The 17,980-nt window shown below is 40.3% G+C and carries 16 protein-coding genes; 9 read left to right on the top strand and 7 right to left on the bottom strand.

Translation table 11 applies throughout. The features are described from left to right. Entirely contained in the window at positions 1-1,497 is a 1,497-nt protein-coding gene (locus tag GSQ84_RS09995; protein WP_216848902.1) for a sensor histidine kinase, read from the bottom strand. Positions 1,498-1,628: 131 nt separating this feature from the next. Here GSQ84_RS09995 and GSQ84_RS09990 point away from each other — a divergent pair, with 131 nt between their 5' ends. From GSQ84_RS09990 to GSQ84_RS09980, 3 genes are all read left to right on the top strand, one after another. Then, the gene (locus GSQ84_RS09990) at positions 1,629-1,979 is read left to right on the top strand and encodes an ArsC family reductase (RefSeq protein WP_158797068.1); all 351 of its coding nucleotides are present in this window, start codon (positions 1,629-1,631) and stop codon (positions 1,977-1,979) included. Between the two features lie 110 nt (positions 1,980-2,089). Continuing rightward, the gene (locus GSQ84_RS09985) at positions 2,090-2,827 is read left to right on the top strand and encodes a hypothetical protein (RefSeq protein ID WP_158797067.1); all 738 of its coding nucleotides are present in this window, start codon (positions 2,090-2,092) and stop codon (positions 2,825-2,827) included. A gap of 30 nt (positions 2,828-2,857) precedes the next feature. Continuing rightward, positions 2,858-4,831 carry a M1 family metallopeptidase gene (locus GSQ84_RS09980; protein WP_158797066.1) on the top strand — a complete coding sequence of 658 codons (1,974 nt, stop codon included), beginning with the start codon at positions 2,858-2,860 and terminating at the stop codon, positions 4,829-4,831. A gap of 147 nt (positions 4,832-4,978) precedes the next feature. On the opposite strand, the gene GSQ84_RS09975 is transcribed toward GSQ84_RS09980, so the two are convergent. Together GSQ84_RS09975 and GSQ84_RS09970 are read right to left on the bottom strand one after the other, a co-directional pair. Continuing rightward, complete coding sequence (locus GSQ84_RS09975) at positions 4,979-6,247, bottom strand: mechanosensitive ion channel family protein (RefSeq protein ID WP_158797065.1); 1,269 nt, start codon at positions 6,245-6,247, stop codon at positions 4,979-4,981. 24 nt (positions 6,248-6,271) lie between these two features. Then, positions 6,272-6,916, bottom strand: coding sequence for a hypothetical protein (locus GSQ84_RS09970; RefSeq protein ID WP_158797064.1), 645 nt, complete (start codon positions 6,914-6,916; stop codon positions 6,272-6,274). Between the two features lie 426 nt (positions 6,917-7,342). On the opposite strand from GSQ84_RS09970, the gene GSQ84_RS09965 reads away from it, so the two are divergent. After that, a complete protein-coding gene (locus GSQ84_RS09965) occupies positions 7,343-8,038 on the top strand; it encodes a carboxypeptidase-like regulatory domain-containing protein (protein WP_158797063.1) in 696 nt (231 codons plus the stop codon). Positions 8,039-8,209: 171 nt separating this feature from the next. Beyond that, positions 8,210-8,431, top strand: a complete 222-nt coding sequence (locus GSQ84_RS09960; protein WP_158797062.1) for a VF530 family DNA-binding protein — start codon at positions 8,210-8,212, stop codon at positions 8,429-8,431. On the opposite strand, the gene GSQ84_RS09955 is transcribed toward GSQ84_RS09960, so the two are convergent. After that, complete coding sequence (locus GSQ84_RS09955) at positions 8,425-9,411, bottom strand: glycosyltransferase family 2 protein (RefSeq protein WP_158797061.1); 987 nt, start codon at positions 9,409-9,411, stop codon at positions 8,425-8,427. The two genes, GSQ84_RS09960 and GSQ84_RS09955, sit on opposite strands and share 7 nt — an antisense overlap. Before the next feature lie 112 nt (positions 9,412-9,523). Here GSQ84_RS09955 and GSQ84_RS09950 point away from each other — a divergent pair, with 112 nt between their 5' ends. Continuing rightward, positions 9,524-10,726: a nucleotidyltransferase family protein gene (locus GSQ84_RS09950; protein ID WP_158797060.1), complete on the top strand. Its 1,203-nt coding sequence runs from the start codon at positions 9,524-9,526 to the stop codon at positions 10,724-10,726. Positions 10,727-10,776: 50 nt separating this feature from the next. Here GSQ84_RS09950 and GSQ84_RS09945 read toward each other — a convergent pair whose 3' ends face one another. Beyond that, positions 10,777-11,235, bottom strand: coding sequence for a lasso peptide biosynthesis B2 protein (locus GSQ84_RS09945; protein ID WP_158797059.1), 459 nt, complete (start codon positions 11,233-11,235; stop codon positions 10,777-10,779). Position 11,236: 1 nt separating this feature from the next. After that, positions 11,237-11,491: a PqqD family peptide modification chaperone gene (locus GSQ84_RS09940; protein WP_254070820.1), complete on the bottom strand. Its 255-nt coding sequence runs from the start codon at positions 11,489-11,491 to the stop codon at positions 11,237-11,239. 201 nt (positions 11,492-11,692) lie between these two features. Between GSQ84_RS09940 and GSQ84_RS09935 the strand changes: the two genes are divergently transcribed. Continuing rightward, entirely contained in the window at positions 11,693-12,604 is a 912-nt protein-coding gene (locus tag GSQ84_RS09935) for a serine kinase (RefSeq protein WP_158797057.1), read from the top strand. Beyond that, complete coding sequence (locus GSQ84_RS09930; protein WP_158797056.1) at positions 12,597-13,445, top strand: sulfotransferase domain-containing protein; 849 nt, start codon at positions 12,597-12,599, stop codon at positions 13,443-13,445. Before GSQ84_RS09935 ends, GSQ84_RS09930 begins: the two co-directional genes overlap by 8 nt. Here GSQ84_RS09930 and GSQ84_RS09925 read toward each other — a convergent pair. Beyond that, entirely contained in the window at positions 13,440-15,293 is a 1,854-nt protein-coding gene (locus GSQ84_RS09925; protein WP_158797055.1) for an asparagine synthase-related protein, read from the bottom strand. The two genes, GSQ84_RS09930 and GSQ84_RS09925, sit on opposite strands and share 6 nt — an antisense overlap. A gap of 254 nt (positions 15,294-15,547) precedes the next feature. Here GSQ84_RS09925 and GSQ84_RS09920 point away from each other — a divergent pair, with 254 nt between their 5' ends. Continuing rightward, positions 15,548-17,977 (top strand): SLBB domain-containing protein, encoded by a 2,430-nt coding sequence (locus GSQ84_RS09920; protein ID WP_158797054.1) that lies wholly within the window; start codon positions 15,548-15,550, stop codon positions 17,975-17,977. Positions 17,978-17,980: the final 3 nt, after the last annotated feature.

Below are 17,980 nucleotides of genomic sequence, written 5' to 3'. Positions count from 1 at the left end.
TCAATCCAGATTCAACGTTAAATGTACGAAAAACTCTTTGGCACTTTCACGTATCAGCAGTTCATGTTTTTTAGGATACAGCAAACCTAAACGTTGTTTAACATTGGGCAGGCCTATACCGCTATGCATTTTTTCCGGGTCGCCATCTGCTTTCAGATGAATGCTGTTGTGCACATCAAAATAAAGCATATTGGCTTTGGTTTGCAGGGTGATTTTGATATGTGAAGGCGATTGCAGGCTTATCCCATGTTTAAAGGCATTTTCTACAAAGGGAATCAGCAGCATAGGCGCAATATTTGCCGAGGTAAACTGCTCTTCAATCTCCGTATGGATCAGGATATCCACTGAGGTAGATGTTCTCAGTTTTTGCAGTTCGATATAATTATTAAGGTAGTCGATGTCCCTGCTCAGGGATATTTTATCCTGCAGGTTTTCCTGTAACATGAAGCGCATCATGTCTCCCAGTTTTTGTATGCCTTCACCGGTGCGTTCTGCATTTTCCTGCAGTGCTGTACCGTAAAGCGTATTCAAAGCATTGAACAGAAAATGAGGGTTGATCTGAGATTTTAGAAAGCCTAGGTTTGCATCAGACTTTCCGAGTTCTTTTTTAAGGGAAGAGATTTGTGTTTCAGTTTCATTCCTTCTTTTATACATATATAAAGCGAGGGGCCCACTAATCCCCAGCTGTACACCAAAATTGACAGTCATTATAACGGGAAAAAAATCTCTGCCAACGCTTAAAATAGCACCGGTGATACCCAATGGAATAGTTAGTATTGCAGTGATCAGGGTGATCCTGCCATAATAAAAACGAATTGGTTTAGGCTTTTTGTAAGCTAATGGAATCAGTTCATACAGGGAATAGATCACCATGAACACAGCAGCAGCAATGACCAGGGTAAAACACAGGATGGCATCAAAGTCGGCCCCGGTAGCAATCAATACCAATACAATGATAAACCAGAAGCCTGCACCAAAAGCAATTTCAAGTTTCATCTGATGGTTACTTTCATTTTCTTTATTTTCTATCAGATGAAGGACCAGTTGTTTAAGCAGTACATAAATAGAGATCAGCAGGATCAGCCAGGCTGCATAAGTGAAGCCATTAAAAAAGATCCGATCATACGCATCGTCTATGGTATCGTATTGCACTAATAAATAGGCCCTGCTATAGGTTCTGCCTATACTGATTACCAGACCGGAAAATAGATAGACAAAAGCAAGAATCGTGATGTTCAAACCCATATTCACCTTTTTATACAATGGGGGCAGCAGGCAGAAATTAAGCAGCATGAAGCTGAAATAGATAATGGAATAGCGGAAAAGCTCAGGAAGGAAATAACTGGAGAAATAACTGAAATTAATGTGGGCATCTTTGAATTCATAGGGGATGTCATTGCCATAACCCGAACCATGGGAAATTAACATCAGCACGGCAAATCCATAGAGGAAACTCACTGACCAGAATTCTATCTTACTTAAATCTTTTATATTCATAGTGTTTATATTGAAGAACGTGGTACAATACTACAAATGCTTTTTGTTTGCCAGGATAAAATGTGATGAATGCCTAAAAAAATGTGATGAATGCGGAAATATAGGTAACTTCGGGTCTTTATAAAATAACAATGATCGTTTACGGAATCCCAAATTGTAATACAGTAAAAAAAGCCAGGACCTGGCTAAGTGACAACGGCCTCAACTATGAATTTCATGATTTCAAAAAACAGGGGATTACTGCCGAAAAATTAAATGAATGGTGTGCTGCTTTTGGCTGGGAGCGTGTGCTCAATAAAAAAGGGACTACCTGGAAAAAACTGTCTCCGGATCAGCAAAATAATGTAAAAGATCAGGAAACGGCAGTTGCTATCTTATTGGAGTATACTAGTGCCATTAAACGCCCGGTAATAGAATTGAACGGAAAACCCGTACTGCTGAGCTTTGATGAAGAAGCCTACAATAAAAGCTTGTTCAGCTAAACTATTAACGTTAATTTTTGTTAAATAGTAACACACCATATCAAACTAAATTATATTTGAAACCTGCATCTAATGCAAGCTTCAAAGCCATCAAATCAAAATAAATTCTAATGAAAATGCTTAAAAGGTTAGCTATCGTCTTTCTACTCTCCATACCCATTTACACCTTCGCCCAAACCGGGATCACTGGAGGAGTATTTGATTATGACAACAAGAGTTTCCCGCTTCAAAAAGTTAATGTAAGAAATATCAATACCAGCAGAACCACGGTTACTGGTGCCGCCGGACAATTTACTATCCTGGCCAGTAAGGGCGATTTATTAGAGTTCTCTTTACCAGGTTATCATACTGATACTTTGTATCTGACCAATATGGAATCGAAGACTATCTATTTACCTACCCAGTCTACAGCGCTGAAACAGGTAGATGTGAAAGGAGCCAGGATTTCTGATGACCTGAATGTAGTGGACCCGAATGCCAAGACATCCAAACGTGTATCCACTATACAGCCAACAGGTAACAACAGCCGTGCAGGCGGTGTAGGACTTTCCTTTGGTGGCGATGGCAGAAAAGAGCGTGCTAAAGTAGCAGCGCTGGATGAGAGGGCCGGTTATGAAGAAGAGATCAGCAGAAATTTCAGTGCTGAACATATTACTGATCTGATTAAGATCAAAGGACAGGAATTAAAAGACTTTATGAACATGTTCCGTCCGTCTGTAATCAAGGTGAAAAGTGATTCCCCTTTTAATTACGATTATTATATTGCCCAGGCTTACCAGACCTGGTTAAAGTTACCCCCTGAAGGAAGAAAATTATCACCTGTACCCGCAGGAAAAAGTAGTAACTAATTACTTAGACAACATATAACTTTAAAAAGAATGAATAACCATCTCATTCAAAAAACACTCCTTTTGGCAGTGTTTTTTGCTTTTAGCATCCGCAGCCAGGCCCAGGAAACACCTCCGGCCAGTAATTACGATCAGCACGACGCTTTCAGTCCGCTGTTTTATACGCAAAACGGGAATGAATTCCGTTCAGCCAGCGGATACCCGGGGCCTAAATACTGGCAGAACAGGGCAGATTATACCATCTCTGCAAACCTGGACGACCAAACCAATACTGTTTCAGGTACAGTAACCATCACCTATAAAAACAACAGCCCCGATCAATTGCCATATATCTGGCTGCAGCTGGATCAAAATCTTTTCGATCAGCATTCAAGAGGAGCTTCGTTGATCAAAGCAGGAAGCCGTTATGGCGCCCGTGGTGAAAAGATTAATGGAGGATATAAAATTACCGGCCTTACGGTATCTAAAAAAGCATTGCCTGTAAAATTCACTTCAATTATTGAAGATACCCGTATGCAGATCCGCCTGGATCAGCCTCTGGGAGCCAATGGCGATCTGATCACCTTAAAAATGAACTTCTCTTTTGTTGTTCCTATCAACGGATCAGACAGGATGGGGCACTTAACTACTCAAAACGGAGAGATCTTTACCATTGCACAATGGTTTCCAAGATTATGTGTGTATGATGATGTGATTGGCTGGAATACGCTGCCTTACTGGGGCGCAGGAGAATTTTACTGTGAATATGGTGATGTAAACTATTCGGTTACCGCACCTGCAAATCATATTATAATGGGTTCGGGAGAATTGCTGAATCCACAGGAAGTATTTACACCTGAACAATTGAAAAGATGGAATGCCGCGAAACTAAGTGATAAAACGATTTCTATCCGCACTGCGGAAGAAGTAACCGATCCAAAATCACGTCCTGCGAAAGATAAACTGACCTGGAAATTCAGGATGTTTAACACCAGGGATGTAGCCTGGGCTTCGTCGAAAGCTTTTGTATTGGATGCAGTAAGAATTAACCTGCCAAGTGGTAAAAAATCACTGGCTGTTTCTGCACAGCCTGTAGAAAGTTATACAGATAACAGTTATAAAAGAGGTGCAGAATTTATTAAAGGATCTATTGAGCACTATTCTAATAAATGGTTTGAATTTCCTTACCCAATGGCAGTTAACATTGCTTCCAATGTAAGTGGAATGGAATATCCGGGGATTGTTTTCTGCGGATGGAAAGCTAATGGATCTTCTTTATTTAACGTAATTGACCATGAATTTGGTCATACCTGGTTCCCAATGATTGTAGGTAGTAATGAGCGTAAATATGGCTGGATGGACGAAGGTTTTAACACGTTTATCAATACCTTATCTACAGATGCCTTCAACAATGGAGAATTTAAACCGGCTAAGCCTATGGATGTCCACGGCATTGCCAAATATATTGCTAAACCAGAAGGAGAATATATCATGCTTAGCCCTGATGCTATGGGAGAGAGAAATATAGGTGCTAACCTTTATTTTAAACCAAGCTTGGGTTTAACACTGCTTAGAGAACAAATATTGGGACCCGACCGTTTTGATTACGCATTTAAAATGTATATCAAGGAATGGTCTTTCAAACATCCAACGCCATTTGATTTCTTCCGCTCTATAGAAAATGGTGCCGGTGAGGATTTATCATGGTTTTGGAAAGGCTGGTTCCTGGGGAACTGGAAAATGGATCAGGCTATCACCAGCGTAACAGCATCTAAAAAAGATGGTCGGATTGAAGGATACCAGATCGTAGTTTCTAACCTGGAGAAATTACCAATGCCGATTATTGTGAAGATTACTACCAAAAGCGGTAAATCTGAAACCCTTAAAATCGGCGTTGATGTGTGGATGAGAAACAAGAACTGGACGATAGATTATCCAACTAACGAGGAAATAACTTCTGTGGTGTTAGATCCGGATAATGTATTACCAGATGTAGATGTAACCAACAACACCTGGACAAAATAATTACTGAAGAGGCTGATGCTGTTTTTAATAGCTTAAGTCTACAGCTATTGCTTTTTATATAAGGTGATGGTAATGATGATCACGCTGAGATGTATCAACCTGTTTGGTTATTGCATTTCAGCGTGATTTTTTGCTTACAAGCGTTATTTAAACCACATCTCCCGATGCCGAAGTCTCATAGATCTGCAAATCAAAGGATGTAGCCGCTGCGATAACGTGATCGAAGATATCTGCCATAATGTGTTCGTAATCCAGCAGTTTTGTAGTATTGGTGAACAAATAAAGTTCTATGGGTAAACCTGTGGGTGTAGGGGCAAGATGCCTTACCATCACAGTCATCTTTTTATTGGTGCCAGAATGATTGGCTAAATAATTATCGATGTACTTTCTGAACAGTCCTGCATTGGTGAGGTTTCTTCCGTTAATCAGCAAGGTCTTATCGGCACCCAATGTTTTATTCGTTTTGTCGATATCTGTTTGTCGGTGTATAATGTAACTGGTAAGTAACTGTATTTTTTTGAACTGCTCAATTTCTTCAGGTTTGAGAAATCTGATGGTATGCTGTTTAATCAATATAGCTCTTTTAATCCTACGGCCACCGGATTCATTCATTCCCCGCCAGTTCTGAAAAGAATCTGAGATCAGGGAATAGGTAGGAATGGTGGTAATGGTCATATCAAAGTTTCGCACTTTTACGGTAGTCAGGTTAATTTCCAATACATTTCCATCGGCACCATACTTAGGCATTGTAATCCAGTCGCCAATTCTTACCATATCATTTGCTGTTACCTGTATACTGGCTACAAAGCCCATAATGGTATCTTTAAACATCAGCAGCAAAATAGCTGATATTGCGCCCATTGTTGTGAAAAAGGCCAAAGGCGATTGTCCCGTCAGGTTAGAAAAGATTTCGACGGCACCGATCATAAACAGGATCAGCCTGATCACCTGTAGATAACTGTCTAAAGGTTTTTCGCGGAAGGCCGGTTTCATCCGCAGATCGTCCCCGCCTGCCCTGATGACAGCCATAATCATCCAGATCACTACCAGTACAAAATATACGTCGGTAATACTGTTCATTGGTTTGATCAGGTCGGGAAAATCTAAAAAGATAATTGGAATGGCCGCCTTAACGATAATGATCGGTCCGCTTAGGGCAATGTAATGGGGGAAGCGGTTATTTAATAAATGATGGTAGAAAATAATATTGGAATGTTTACTGATACGGATCAGTACAATACGCAGAAATCTTTTAACCACATAATGTGCAACATAAACCAATATGCCCAACAGGATGAGTAAGGCAAAGAGGTTTACATAAGCGGCAAAACTATCAGGCACGCCCCACTTCACCAGCAGGTCATAGGTCCAGCGGCTGATGGTATTGACAGAATAACTAATTCGTGTTCCTTTCATTCCAGGTTAAAATAAAAGAGAAAGTTAGCGGGCTTTGAAAAAGCTCTCTTTTAATTTTTCTGCATCTATGAGAGGTTCAGGCTCGTCCAGTCTGATTAACCATCCTTTTTGTTTTAGTAAGGTGATATCTACCTTCGCCACAGAAAGATCTTTTCCTTTAATGTGTTCTTTATAGATTAGTGGTGCTGGTGGTTCTACGTTGGCTGCAGTAGAGAATAGGATCTCTATATTAAACTTTGGCCAGAGTTGTATGTCGCCCAGATTTGCAGAGAAGATCTTTTTTGTGCTGTTTGGCGCAATGGCCGCAGCAAATTCTCCTTTGTAATTTCCGCTTTTTTCTGTTGTCAGCGCTGCGAGTAACTGAAAAGATGTTTCATTCACCAGGTGAAAATGTGCTACTGCGGTACTGTGCTGGTCGGTGATTAATCCCAGGTAAACACCTTCTTTTTTAAATTCTTCTACAGGAACAACTGTTGCCTGTCTGTTAGAAACAACGGTATTGTCATCAGGGATCTCCCCATGTACAAGGGTTACCTTTGAAGCCAGAACCGGGATCTCAAAATCGTTGGCATCAGTTACACCAATCATATCTTTATCGATAATGCGGGTAATATACCCCTCTATATTTTCGTCTACAAAACGTACAAAATCACCTAAATTCAAATTCATATTAATTTTTCTAAAAGAGTAAGCATAACTGTATATACAAACCTAAGTAATAATATACAATTAACAGGCCAATTAAGCGGTAATCAACTCTTTCCATAGTCGGACTTGACTTTGCGCAAAGTTCGTGTGAAACGATAGGAAAAGGTCTGTAAAACGACCTGTGGGGACGGGTTGGTAAGGGGCTGGTAAGGGATTGATAAGGATATTTGGCTGATTATCCTTACCAACCCCTTACCAACTCGTCCCCAGACCCTGGTGAGATGTTGCTTTACAGGCACTTCAGTGGCGCTTTATGGTTGATTTCCTGTTATTCATTCCCGATCATGAAAAAGGGCCGTTTCTCCATAACAGAGAAAGTGCTTAGGTGATAATTATTAAATAACTAAAACGAATAAGCTAAACTGGTTAAAATAATTACCTTTAAACATGTTTCAAAGACTATTCATACTTTGCATTATTCTATTTTTTGTTCAGCAGGCAAGCGGTCAGGTATTAGAGGGTACCGTATCCGACAGAACAACGCAGGTCAAACTGGATCAGGTAGAGGTATATAATCAGCAGACCAAACAAAAAACGCTGACCAATGCTAAAGGTGAATTTAGTATCCGTGCTTCGGTAAATAACGTAATTATCAGCACCAGGGTAGGTTATAAGCCTGATACTTTATTTCTGGTAGACATGAAACCTGTAAAAAGGTATATGGAGCTGAACAATACCTTGTTGAAAACAGTAAATATTAAATCGGGGGCTTTTGATCCTAGAACGGAATATTCCGATGTTTACGTGAAAGCAAAAATAGTCAATATAGCACAGAATGAACCTTTAGCTATTTCCCCTTCACATATCTTTGGTAAAGAAGGCAGGGATGCCCGAAGGTTCAAGCGTAAGCTGGAACGGGAGGTGTCTGAACGTAAAATTGATGCCCGGTTCAATGAAGCTGCGGTAACAGCCCTCACGCCGCTTAAAGGCACAGAGCTGGATTACTTCATGGTATTGTACAGGCCAAAATTAAAAGCACTTGATGAAATGGATGATCAGGATTTTAAATTTTATCTGATGAATTCTTATAAGGAATTTAAGGCGTTGCCTCCTGAGAAAAGAATATCACCTCCGCTCCATTAAAAGCCACGCTATTAAAATTACCTTGGTCTGCTCGTTTCCGTTAACCGCTGAACAGATTGTTTCAGGAACATAACAAACAAGGGTGTTTTACTGCCAATGACCAATGTAGCTCTAAAATATATCTTTCTATAAGACAAGTTTTTTATCTTTGTGTATTCACAGGAAGATCTTATGGCAGAAGAACAACAAGTTAATAATCCTTTACATGGAAAAACACTGGAATTTATTCTTAAACAGCTGGTTTGGCATTATGGCTGGCCGGAATTAGGTACCCATGTGCGTATTGCCTGTTTTACCAATGATCCTAGTTTAAAATCGAGCCTCACCTTTCTCAGAAAAACGGAATGGGCACGAAAAAAAGTAGAGAAACTATACGTGAATACCTTTCATTGATTAACAGATACCCGGTCAGACTGTCTGACCAATTTGTTCTTGTAATATTGGGAGAGTATTATAGCGATATGATAAAGCCCCAAAAAGAGCTGAGGGCTAACAGTGACCAGCATGTATTTTAACCTGAAGGATAGAGAGGGCTTCCTGTTAAATTCTGTTTTTAAGATTTTGATAATTTCTGAATAAGCCATTTTACTTGTTCCAAAACATTTCCGCCAGACATAAACACCTTCTGCATAATTGTAAACCATGTCGGCAGCAGAGGCGCCCCACTTTTTAATCAGAACATCTTTGAAATCATAACTGACCAAATGGTGTGAAGAAATTCTGGTTTCTGGATGCAGGTTAATTAGCACCAATGGCTGAGGGATGGATTTTACCTTTAATCCCAGCTCAATTACATTTCTGCAAAGGTCATAATCATCCATGCGACTTTGATCATTATCAAAATAAAGATTATTCTCTTTAAAAATATCCCTGTTGATCATTATCGAAGAACAGGACATCATCATCAATTGGGTTTTGTGTAATTGTTTATTGTAATGGTAATAACGGTACATTTTAAAAGGATAAGGATATATCCTGGAATATCCCGCACAATATAATAGTGCCAGTAAAGGGTCATTTGCCATTTCCTTCATTCTAATAATTAAACTGTCATTCAGCAGTTCATCATCGTCATCTAAAAAAACAATATAATTCCCTTTTGTTGCATTCATGCCGTCGTTTCTGGCACCGGAAGCGAATTTTTGCGTACTATGAATATAAATCCAGCTGATCAGCGGGTACTGTTGCTCAAACGTAGTTACCATTGCTTTAACCTGCTCGCTGATCGCCGCATTGGTATTGTTATCTACAACACAGAGTTCAAAGGAGGTGAAATTTTGCAGGGCTACGGAAGCCAATGCTTTTTGGAGCAGATGCGGCCGGTTTTTAGTGGGAACAATAACAGATAAGGTAAGATGACCGTGGTCATTCATAAGAGCAGCATTTGATCTATTTGGTATGGCAATACCTGCGAATATAGTATATTGGGATGCTCCTGTAATTGATCGCTAAATTTTTTACTAAAAAAAGAATAACCAAATATTCATGTTAAAAACACCTTACTTAAAGACAATTTATGGTAATGAGCAGGTCTTATTGGTTCTCTTTTCCAGGCTTTATTTTTCATCGGCACAAAAATCAGACGTAGAAGATTTTATAACAGATCATCAGATCGACTGGAATACTTTATATGAGATCGCCAAAGCGCATGGTATTCGTTCATTTCTCTATTATGTGATCAGTACACATCGGCTTGTTGTAGATCATGGCTTTGAAGAGCTGCTGAAAAAACGTTATCAGGCCAACAGATTTAAAAACTTCCAGCAGGTACAATCAGCTGCTGGATTGATCCGTGAATTTAAAGAACGCGGCATCACTTTGATCCCCTATAAAGGGGCAATCTTTTCACAGTTTTATTATGCAGATATTGCCCTCCGGGAAAGTATCGACATTGATTTTTTAATCGCTAAAGAGGATATCCGGGAGGTAGAAGATTATTTTAAAATAGCATCTTACCATCCGATAACAGCAGTACCACGCCCTTATCTGGTTTATTACAGCAGATTTTTTAAAGACATTGTCTACCATCAGCCTGCAACAGCCAGTATTGAAATGCACTGGCGGTTAATGGACCGTTATTCAGGAAAGTACCCGTCTTATCGGTTCTTTTCACCACACTTAAGTCCTCATCAGATCGGAGGATTAACGATTGATAAACTATCGCCAACTTACGATTTCCTGGCTGTGGTCTCCAACCATTTTGTGAAGGATATGGGAATAAAATTTAAATATCTGATCGATATGGCCTGTCTGATTCATAAGGAGCGGTCTGTGTTGGATACTACTGTAATTTTTTCCTGTGCACAGCAGTATGGATTTGAAAAAAAGCTAAGCATAGGTATGGAACTGGTGAAGCAATTTTTAGGGATAAATCTCACTCAAACGGATCTGGAGGTTTTACCAGAACAACTTTTAAAAACGCCGCTGGAATATCCTGTTCATTTGTCGCGGCTCTATATCGATGAACCTAAATTTATTAAGCGGTCGCTGCAGCTGCAGGATAATTTCCTGAACCGTATAAAATTTATACTGCGCTGTTGTTTTTATATTTTTCTGCCTACTTATGCAGATATCAATCAATTTAAGCTACCAGTATACTGTCTTCCGCTATTGGTTTTAATGCGGCCTGTAAGATTGCTTTGTCAGGTGATAAGACCTGGACGCTTAAAGTTTTTGTGTTTCGTATAATTGTTTAAATCATCAAACCGATTGACTGTTCATTCATGGGGATGAATAGATCAGCTAAAAATAAAGTTTACCGTAAATCCTATCGATTCTTTAAAACCTGAGATATACAAATCGTTTGCCCTTAGCCAGGCATGGCCTTTAAAAATCCCGGTTTCGTCTTTTTTAAAGCCGATGTATAAGGTACTGCTGAGGCTTCTCCGACGGAGCATTAGCTTACCGGTAAGGGACATTGTATAACATTCGGTTCTCCATGGGGCATATTTGCGGCATAGATCCAATGCACTTTTGATCTCCCTGCGCAAAAGCAGGGTTTCTTCCTGCTGGCTACGACTGGATTCTGCTGTATTGGTACCCAACCAGCCCATAATTCTGTGAAAGGGAAAAAGTATGAGGCTTATTTTTACCCAGGCAGAGGTGAACAGGGCTTCTATAAATAATAGCCGGGTTGTAATTGGTAATTCTTTGAGCGTATGTAATTTGCCAGCCCGTTTTTTAAAAATGCTTAACATCTTACTGTGCGGATAACAATCCCTGCGTTAGCATCTTATCCAGACATTGGAGTGTCTCTTGCACACAGCCATCAAGGTTTACTTCAAAATCAGATAATAACTTTAAGATTAGTTCTTCAATTGTTTGTTCAATTTCCAGGTAATTCCATATCGAACTGCTTACTTCATTCAGTCCTATATAGTTGCCATTTAACGTATCCATCATCACGATCTCATTTCCAAGCGTACTGGCCAGAAACCGGTCGCTTGTTCTCACAATTTTTTGATTAAGATTTAGCATATGTAAATATAACAGGAGGGCTAAGCAGAAGCCATGAAGTGCGATTTATTAATCATAGTGATACCGCAGAGTATTAAATATTAATAAATGAAATTCTTTGAGTAAAGAATAAAATATTTGAGATACTTATAGCAGAAATAAACAGGTTTGTCTCTTTATTTATTTAAAACGCACATCATGTACTCCTATTGGGGCTTCGGTCTACATATTAAATCGGACATTGAATTTCCGGAACTCCTGCCAGTAACATTTGGATCAGCAGACCTCAGCATCTATCAGGGTAAAGTGCCCCGGCAGCTGGAAGGAGAAAACCTGGTGAAAATGGTTAAGGTGTCTATGAATGAGAATGAGTACCTGCATGCTGTTCCCGGAGTAGCCGATTATTATGCGTCAAATGGCCAGGAGATCTGTGTAGAAGCACATCCTGGAGCAGATGAAAAAAGCATTCGCCTGTTTTTGCTAAGTAATGCCATCGCAGCTATTTTACATCAGCGTAATAGGATACCGATGCATGCCTCTGCCATTTGCCATGAAGATGGGATAGTGCTTTTTTGCGGCCGCTCCGGTGCCGGGAAATCAACTACGGTAACTACCTTCCAAAAAAAAGGAAGTATCGTTTTTTCTGATGATGTATGTGTACTGGAAAATGATAATAATGGCGAGCTGGTAGCTTTGCCTTCCTATCCCATGATCAAATTATGGGAAGACAGCTTTGCCAAGATTGGGTTGGAAACGGCGGAAGAAAAATACAAGATCAGACCCGAACTGGCTAAATATGCCCGTTTTTATCATGATGAATTTGATATCTCTCCGCGAAAAATAAAACAGGTATATATTTTAGATCCGGAAAACAGAACGGATAACGTGGAGATCAAAAAACTAGGACCTCTTGCAGGTTTTAAATTATTACAGCAAAACACTTACCGTTATGTGCAAATGAACGGGATGAAAAAGCGGAATATTCACTTTGCCATGATCTCTAAACTGGCGGCCGAAGTTCCTGTTTTTCAAATTAGCAGGCCTTCTCATGGAAACACAATTGATGCAGTGATCGATTTGATCAATGCTAACCTGCTGCACCATGATTAACACAGAAAAGATTGTTTGGCTGGCCTCTTATCCTAAAAGTGGTAATACCTGGTTCAGGGCTTTTTTGACGGCTTTACTGGGTGACGGTGATCTGCGTATCAATGAGATGAAAACGGATGGTATTTTTTCTTCAAGGGGAATTTTTGAAAATTGTACAGATACAGATTCAACTTATCTTTATGATAGCGAAGTGAAAAATATGATGCCCGAGGTATTTGAGCACCAGGCTTGTTGTTATGAAAAGAATAAGCTTTTTATAAAAATACATGATGCCTATACGGTAAATAGCAAGGGAATGCCTGTGGTGCCCAGGCAGCCAACATTATGTGCTTTATATTTTATACGTAATCCCTTGGATGTTGCAGGTTCTTTTGCAAACCATAACAACGGTACGATTGACGAGGCCATTTCATTGATGAACGATAATCAGGGTTGTCTGGCCAGACAGAGAAAAAACCTGAATGTGAATAATCAGTTTAAGCAATTGATGCTCAGCTGGAGCGGGCATGTGCTCAGCTGGACACAAATACTTCCATTTCCGGTATTGGTAATCCGCTATGAAGATATGCTGGCAGATACCTACCGGATTTTTGCAAATGCTATTGAATTTATGAATATCCCGGTGGCTCCCGGGCAGATTGAAAAAGCAATTGCGGCAACACAATTTGAAAAATTGCAGCAGCAGGAAGAGGCTGATGGTTTTATGGAGAAGAATAAAAAAAGTAAAAGTTTTTTTAGGAAGGGTATTGCCGGAGGCTGGGAAAATGAATTAACTGCCGGGCAGATTAAAGAAATTATTGACCATCATGGGGAGGTAATGGCCCAATATCACTACCTATAATTGTTCCAGCCAATCCTGGTTTTTGATTAGCCATAGCCATATTTCCACAGGCGGGCGATGAACCAATTTATTTTTTAAAAAGCTGGTTTTTGGTATCTGGCTCATCAGCCGGGCTATTTCTGCTTCTGTTATTTTTTTTTGCTGAGATAGGAAAGGTGCAACGCTTCCATATTTATCATTACGTTGCATCAGCAGGGGAGGAAGGTATTTGCTGACTGTATTACGGTAAAAGGTACGGCTTAATTCACCCTCATATTTATAGGCATTGGGCATGGATAAATAGAATTGGGCAAGTCTGATATCTGCCATTGGAAACCTGGGTTCCGTTCTAAAATGGATACCATATCGGGTTTCGCTTTCCAGCCTTTGATTTACCTGTGGCTTTAATAACCGGTAACGCTGAAAATGACGGTAGCTTTTGAACTGCTCCTGGTGCATCGGATCCAGCCAGAGGCAATCCCTTAGATGTTGTTTATAGTAAGATGGAATATTAAACTGGTCAAAGGCTTTCCGGGTATGACGGTCATTAAAAACAGATAAGTAACGTTTGATCTTGCTGAGCTGATATTTTACCTGGTGCGGAATAAAGGGCTCCAGTTTGCTGAATCCCGGGTATTTCTTTTTAGCCAGCCAATAGTTGAGGTATTGCTTTTTATCCAGAAAATCAAGGAAGTAATACTTACCGCGATAAGTGACCAATTCATCACCGGGAAAGCCGGACAACAGCGTACGGGTATTGTAACTCTTTGCTGCCTTTTTAATGGGGATTTGCCATAGCGGGTTCCATCTTTCCAATCCATCGTTTACTTCCAAAGCAAAATTAAGTTCATCAATGGGATGGTCGAAGGCAGTTTTAGTGATATAGATAAAATCTTTAATGTCATTAAACTCCAGTACGGCATCAATATAGCTTCGTTCATCCAATTTTGTAATTTCGGGATCAGTGATGCCCGCTGCCAGTGTATTGGAAAAAGTAAGGAGATGCTGCCCGTTTTTTTTAAGCTGGTTGTTGGCTATGGCGGTAATTGCCGATGAATCCATGCCCCCGCTTAGCTCTACCCCAAGGGGGTAAGATGAGCGTGTACGGCATTCTACTGCCTGCTCGAAATGATAAAGCAAACCTTCCTCATAGGATGATTTATTGCCCAGCCGGGTTTCGGTATGTACATCAAGATCCCAGTATCTTTGCAGGCGCAAATTTTTCTTAGCAGGTTCTAATATCAGGGTATGCGCCGGCTGGAGCCTTTTGATATGCCTATATAAAGTTGTATCTATTGCCTGTTCTACAGGGAATACCAACTGATTGTACAAAAATTGCTTGTTGATCTTCAGGTCAATTCCGGGAATGGCCATGATCCCTTTTTTTTCTGAAGCAAAAGCAAAGAGGTTGTTGTGGCAATAATAAAAAAAGGGCTTAACCCCCAGCTGGTCCCGGGCACAAAAAAGCTTCTGCCGGTGTTTATCCCATATGGCAAAGGCAAAATCGCCAATTAAATGTTCCGCACAGTTTTCACCATATTTTTCATAGGCTTTTAAAATGAGTAAGCTATCTGGCAGGAGCAGCCTTTCGGCTGGTGGAATGTCCAATTTTCTGTATAGGTCTTCGCGGTTATCGATGCGCGCATCTGCGGTAATAGTAAGACCGCTATCGGGTTGGTAATAGGGTAATTGTTCTGCCAGCGACTGTGGGGTATTGTGCAACATCAAATGTCCCAGGCCAATAAACCTGGCAGACCATATAGCTTTTTGATCAGCTTGCCAATGGTTAAGGCGATTTTCCATAACGAAAAGCTCATCAGGCAAAATGGGTTGAAGATCCAGCCTGCATTTTCCGAAAATGACACTCATAGGTGATACTTGGTTAAAACGCAATATACAATGTCTTGGTATTTTAATAAATAAAATGCTATAAATATCAAAATATTTCGTTTTTAATCTATTTAGACGTGGTTTGTGAAAATGAAGTATTGCTACGTAAGAAATACATAATATAAAACGATTTGAGGGTTAGAAACTATTTATTTGCAATGTTTCCTAAAATTTTGGGAGGCTAGATAACCAAATTATAAACTAGACAGCCAATAAGTGATTATTGGATCAGCATGTATTTGAATAAAAAAATTATACTTTTCTTCTTCGTCGCTCTTATTTGTTTAACGGTTTCAGGAACCTTTGCCCAAAGTTTAAAAGGGGCCGACTGGAGCCAGGTGAAAGTAGATCAGCTGTCGGATGCTGATCTTTCAAAAATTCAGGATCAATTACAGGCCAATGGAATGTCTGTTGCCCAGGCGCAGCAAATGGCTTTGTCTAAAGGCATGTCGCCCATAGAATGGAATAAATTACAGATGAAATTAGGCCAGGCGGGTCCGGGACAGAAGAAAGATGATACGGCGCCAATGCTGATTGCCCCACCCGTCAGGGAAACGGTAACCAGCGATTATAAATCTGCACCGAAAGCCAGTAATTCTAAAGTTTTTGGCGCTTCTCTTTTTGATTCAGAGTCGCTGTCATTTGAACCCAATTTACGCATTGCCACACCTTCCAATTATATACTTGGACCAGATGATCAATTGGTTATTACTGTGTCGGGCTACCAGGAAACAAATATTCAGACACAGGTTGACGCCGAGGGTGCTATTTTTATACCACAGATAGGCGCTATTCATATCATTGGATTATCTATAGAACAGGCCACGGCAATGATCCGGAACAGGATGTCGCAAACGGTTTACCCATCTTTAAAAAACGGGTCTTCCAGGCTGGTTCTTTCGCTGGGAAAGATAAGAAGTATCCATATCACGATTATTGGTGCTGCCAAACCGGGGAACTATACCGTTTCTTCCTTGTCTACCTTATTCAATTCACTGTATCTGTGCGGCGGCCCGGGGGACATCAACAGTTACCGTAATATTGAGCTGATCAGGAATAACAAAATTTATCAAAAGATAGATCTCTACCAGTTTTTAATCCGGGGAGATCAAAAGGACAATGTGCTGCTCAAAGAAAATGATGTGATTAATATTCCTGTTTATAGTAAACAGGTTGTGATCAAAGGACAGGTAAAGAGAGAAGGTATTTTTGAATTGAAAGACGGGGAGACACTGGAAAATCTACTGTTTTTCTCTGGTGGATATACCGCTAAGGCCTATAAAGCCAGTGTAAAAGTGAAACAGATCACCGATGTAGAAAGAAAGATCAGGGATATACCCAAAATAGAAATCCCTGCTTACCAGCCAGCGAATGGCGAAGAGTTTCAGGTAGATTCTGTAATGAACCGCGTTGAAAATGCTGTGAGTATCAGCGGAGCCGTTTATATGCCCGGCCAGTTTGAGCTTACGCCCGGTATCACCATCAGCGGATTGATAAAAAAAGCGGGAGGACTGCGTGATAATGTTTTTACAGACAGGGCTATCTTAAGCCGGACGTATCCAAACGGGATCAGGGAAAATATCACCTTCAACGTAAGCAGGGTACTGGACGGAATTGCCGCTGATATTCCCCTGATCAAAAAAGATTCCATCATCATCGCTACAGCCAGCGAGTTTAAAAGTGATTATAAAGTTACCATCAGGGGGGAAGTAAGAAAACCGGCAGATTATCCTTTTGGAAACCACCAATCATTAAAAGATGTGCTGTTTCTGGCAGGTGGGTTTACAGATGCAGCTTCTTCCTATCATATAGAAATTGGCAGGCGGATAGTGATTGAAGGCGCCGATAAAAGTATCGACTCATTAGCTAAGGTATTTGATTGTAGTACAGAAAAAGACCTGACTATTGAAAGTAAGCAGTTTATACTGGAGCCTTATGATATCATCACCGTTCGTAAAAATCCAACTTATACCAAACAGCAGAAAGTTATCATTGTCGGGGAAATCAATTATCCGGGAACCTATACCATTGAATCTAAAAAGGAACGTATAAGCGACCTGTTGAAACGAGCAGGGGGCGTAACCTTACAAGCGTATCAAAAGGGAATATTTTTAGTGCGGCAGGATGCAGACACGATCTCGCAAAAACAGGTGGTGAAGAATATCCAGACCAGTATAAAAGATACGAGTGCTAAGGTTATTGAAGATGTTACAAAGAATAACGTCAGGATAGCGGTTGATTATGAGCAGGTTTTACAACATCCGGGATCTATACAGGACTATGTATTACAGGATGGCGACTCCCTGCGCGTATTAAAACTTGACCCCTTGGTTAAACTGAGCGGTGAGGTACTCCTATCCACTAAGACCGGGTTCATCCAGGGAAAATCATTACGTTATTACATTACACAGGCTGGTGGAGTGACAGACGAGGCCAGGCGGTCAAAAATTTATGTGCTCTATCCCAATGGCCATATTAACAGGGCAAAAAACAGGTTATTTGGTTTGATCCATTCTTATCCAAAAATAGAAACCGGTGCTGAAATCGTTGTTCCCAGAAAATCAGCATCAAATGGTTTATCTACTACACAGACTATTGGTTTAACCTCGGCAATCACGTCAATGGTATCGCTGATCATCGTTACCATATCTACTTTAAAATAAGCA

The organism is Pedobacter sp. L105, assembly GCF_009765875.1.
In the GTDB taxonomy this organism is placed as follows: Bacteria; Bacteroidota; Bacteroidia; order Sphingobacteriales; family Sphingobacteriaceae; genus Pedobacter.
Note: the sequence above shows the minus strand (reverse complement) of the source record. Positions and strands in the feature narration are given on the sequence as shown.

Coding starts and splice junctions, on each gene's coding strand:
- GSQ84_RS09995 (WP_216848902.1), bottom strand. CDS start 1,497: ATGAATATAAAAGATTTAAGTAAGATAGAATTCTGGTCAGTGAGTTTC.
- GSQ84_RS09990 (WP_158797068.1), top strand. CDS start 1,629: ATGATCGTTTACGGAATCCCAAATTGTAATACAGTAAAAAAAGCCAGG.
- GSQ84_RS09985 (WP_158797067.1), top strand. CDS start 2,090: ATGAAAATGCTTAAAAGGTTAGCTATCGTCTTTCTACTCTCCATACCC.
- GSQ84_RS09980 (WP_158797066.1), top strand. CDS start 2,858: ATGAATAACCATCTCATTCAAAAAACACTCCTTTTGGCAGTGTTTTTT.
- GSQ84_RS09975 (WP_158797065.1), bottom strand. CDS start 6,247: ATGAAAGGAACACGAATTAGTTATTCTGTCAATACCATCAGCCGCTGG.
- GSQ84_RS09970 (WP_158797064.1), bottom strand. CDS start 6,916: ATGAATTTGAATTTAGGTGATTTTGTACGTTTTGTAGACGAAAATATA.
- GSQ84_RS09965 (WP_158797063.1), top strand. CDS start 7,343: ATGTTTCAAAGACTATTCATACTTTGCATTATTCTATTTTTTGTTCAG.
- GSQ84_RS09960 (WP_158797062.1), top strand. CDS start 8,210: ATGGCAGAAGAACAACAAGTTAATAATCCTTTACATGGAAAAACACTG.
- GSQ84_RS09955 (WP_158797061.1), bottom strand. CDS start 9,411: ATGAATGACCACGGTCATCTTACCTTATCTGTTATTGTTCCCACTAAA.
- GSQ84_RS09950 (WP_158797060.1), top strand. CDS start 9,524: ATGTTAAAAACACCTTACTTAAAGACAATTTATGGTAATGAGCAGGTC.
- GSQ84_RS09945 (WP_158797059.1), bottom strand. CDS start 11,235: ATGTTAAGCATTTTTAAAAAACGGGCTGGCAAATTACATACGCTCAAA.
- GSQ84_RS09935 (WP_158797057.1), top strand. CDS start 11,693: ATGTACTCCTATTGGGGCTTCGGTCTACATATTAAATCGGACATTGAA.
- GSQ84_RS09930 (WP_158797056.1), top strand. CDS start 12,597: ATGATTAACACAGAAAAGATTGTTTGGCTGGCCTCTTATCCTAAAAGT.
- GSQ84_RS09925 (WP_158797055.1), bottom strand. CDS start 15,293: ATGAGTGTCATTTTCGGAAAATGCAGGCTGGATCTTCAACCCATTTTG.
- GSQ84_RS09920 (WP_158797054.1), top strand. CDS start 15,548: ATGTATTTGAATAAAAAAATTATACTTTTCTTCTTCGTCGCTCTTATT.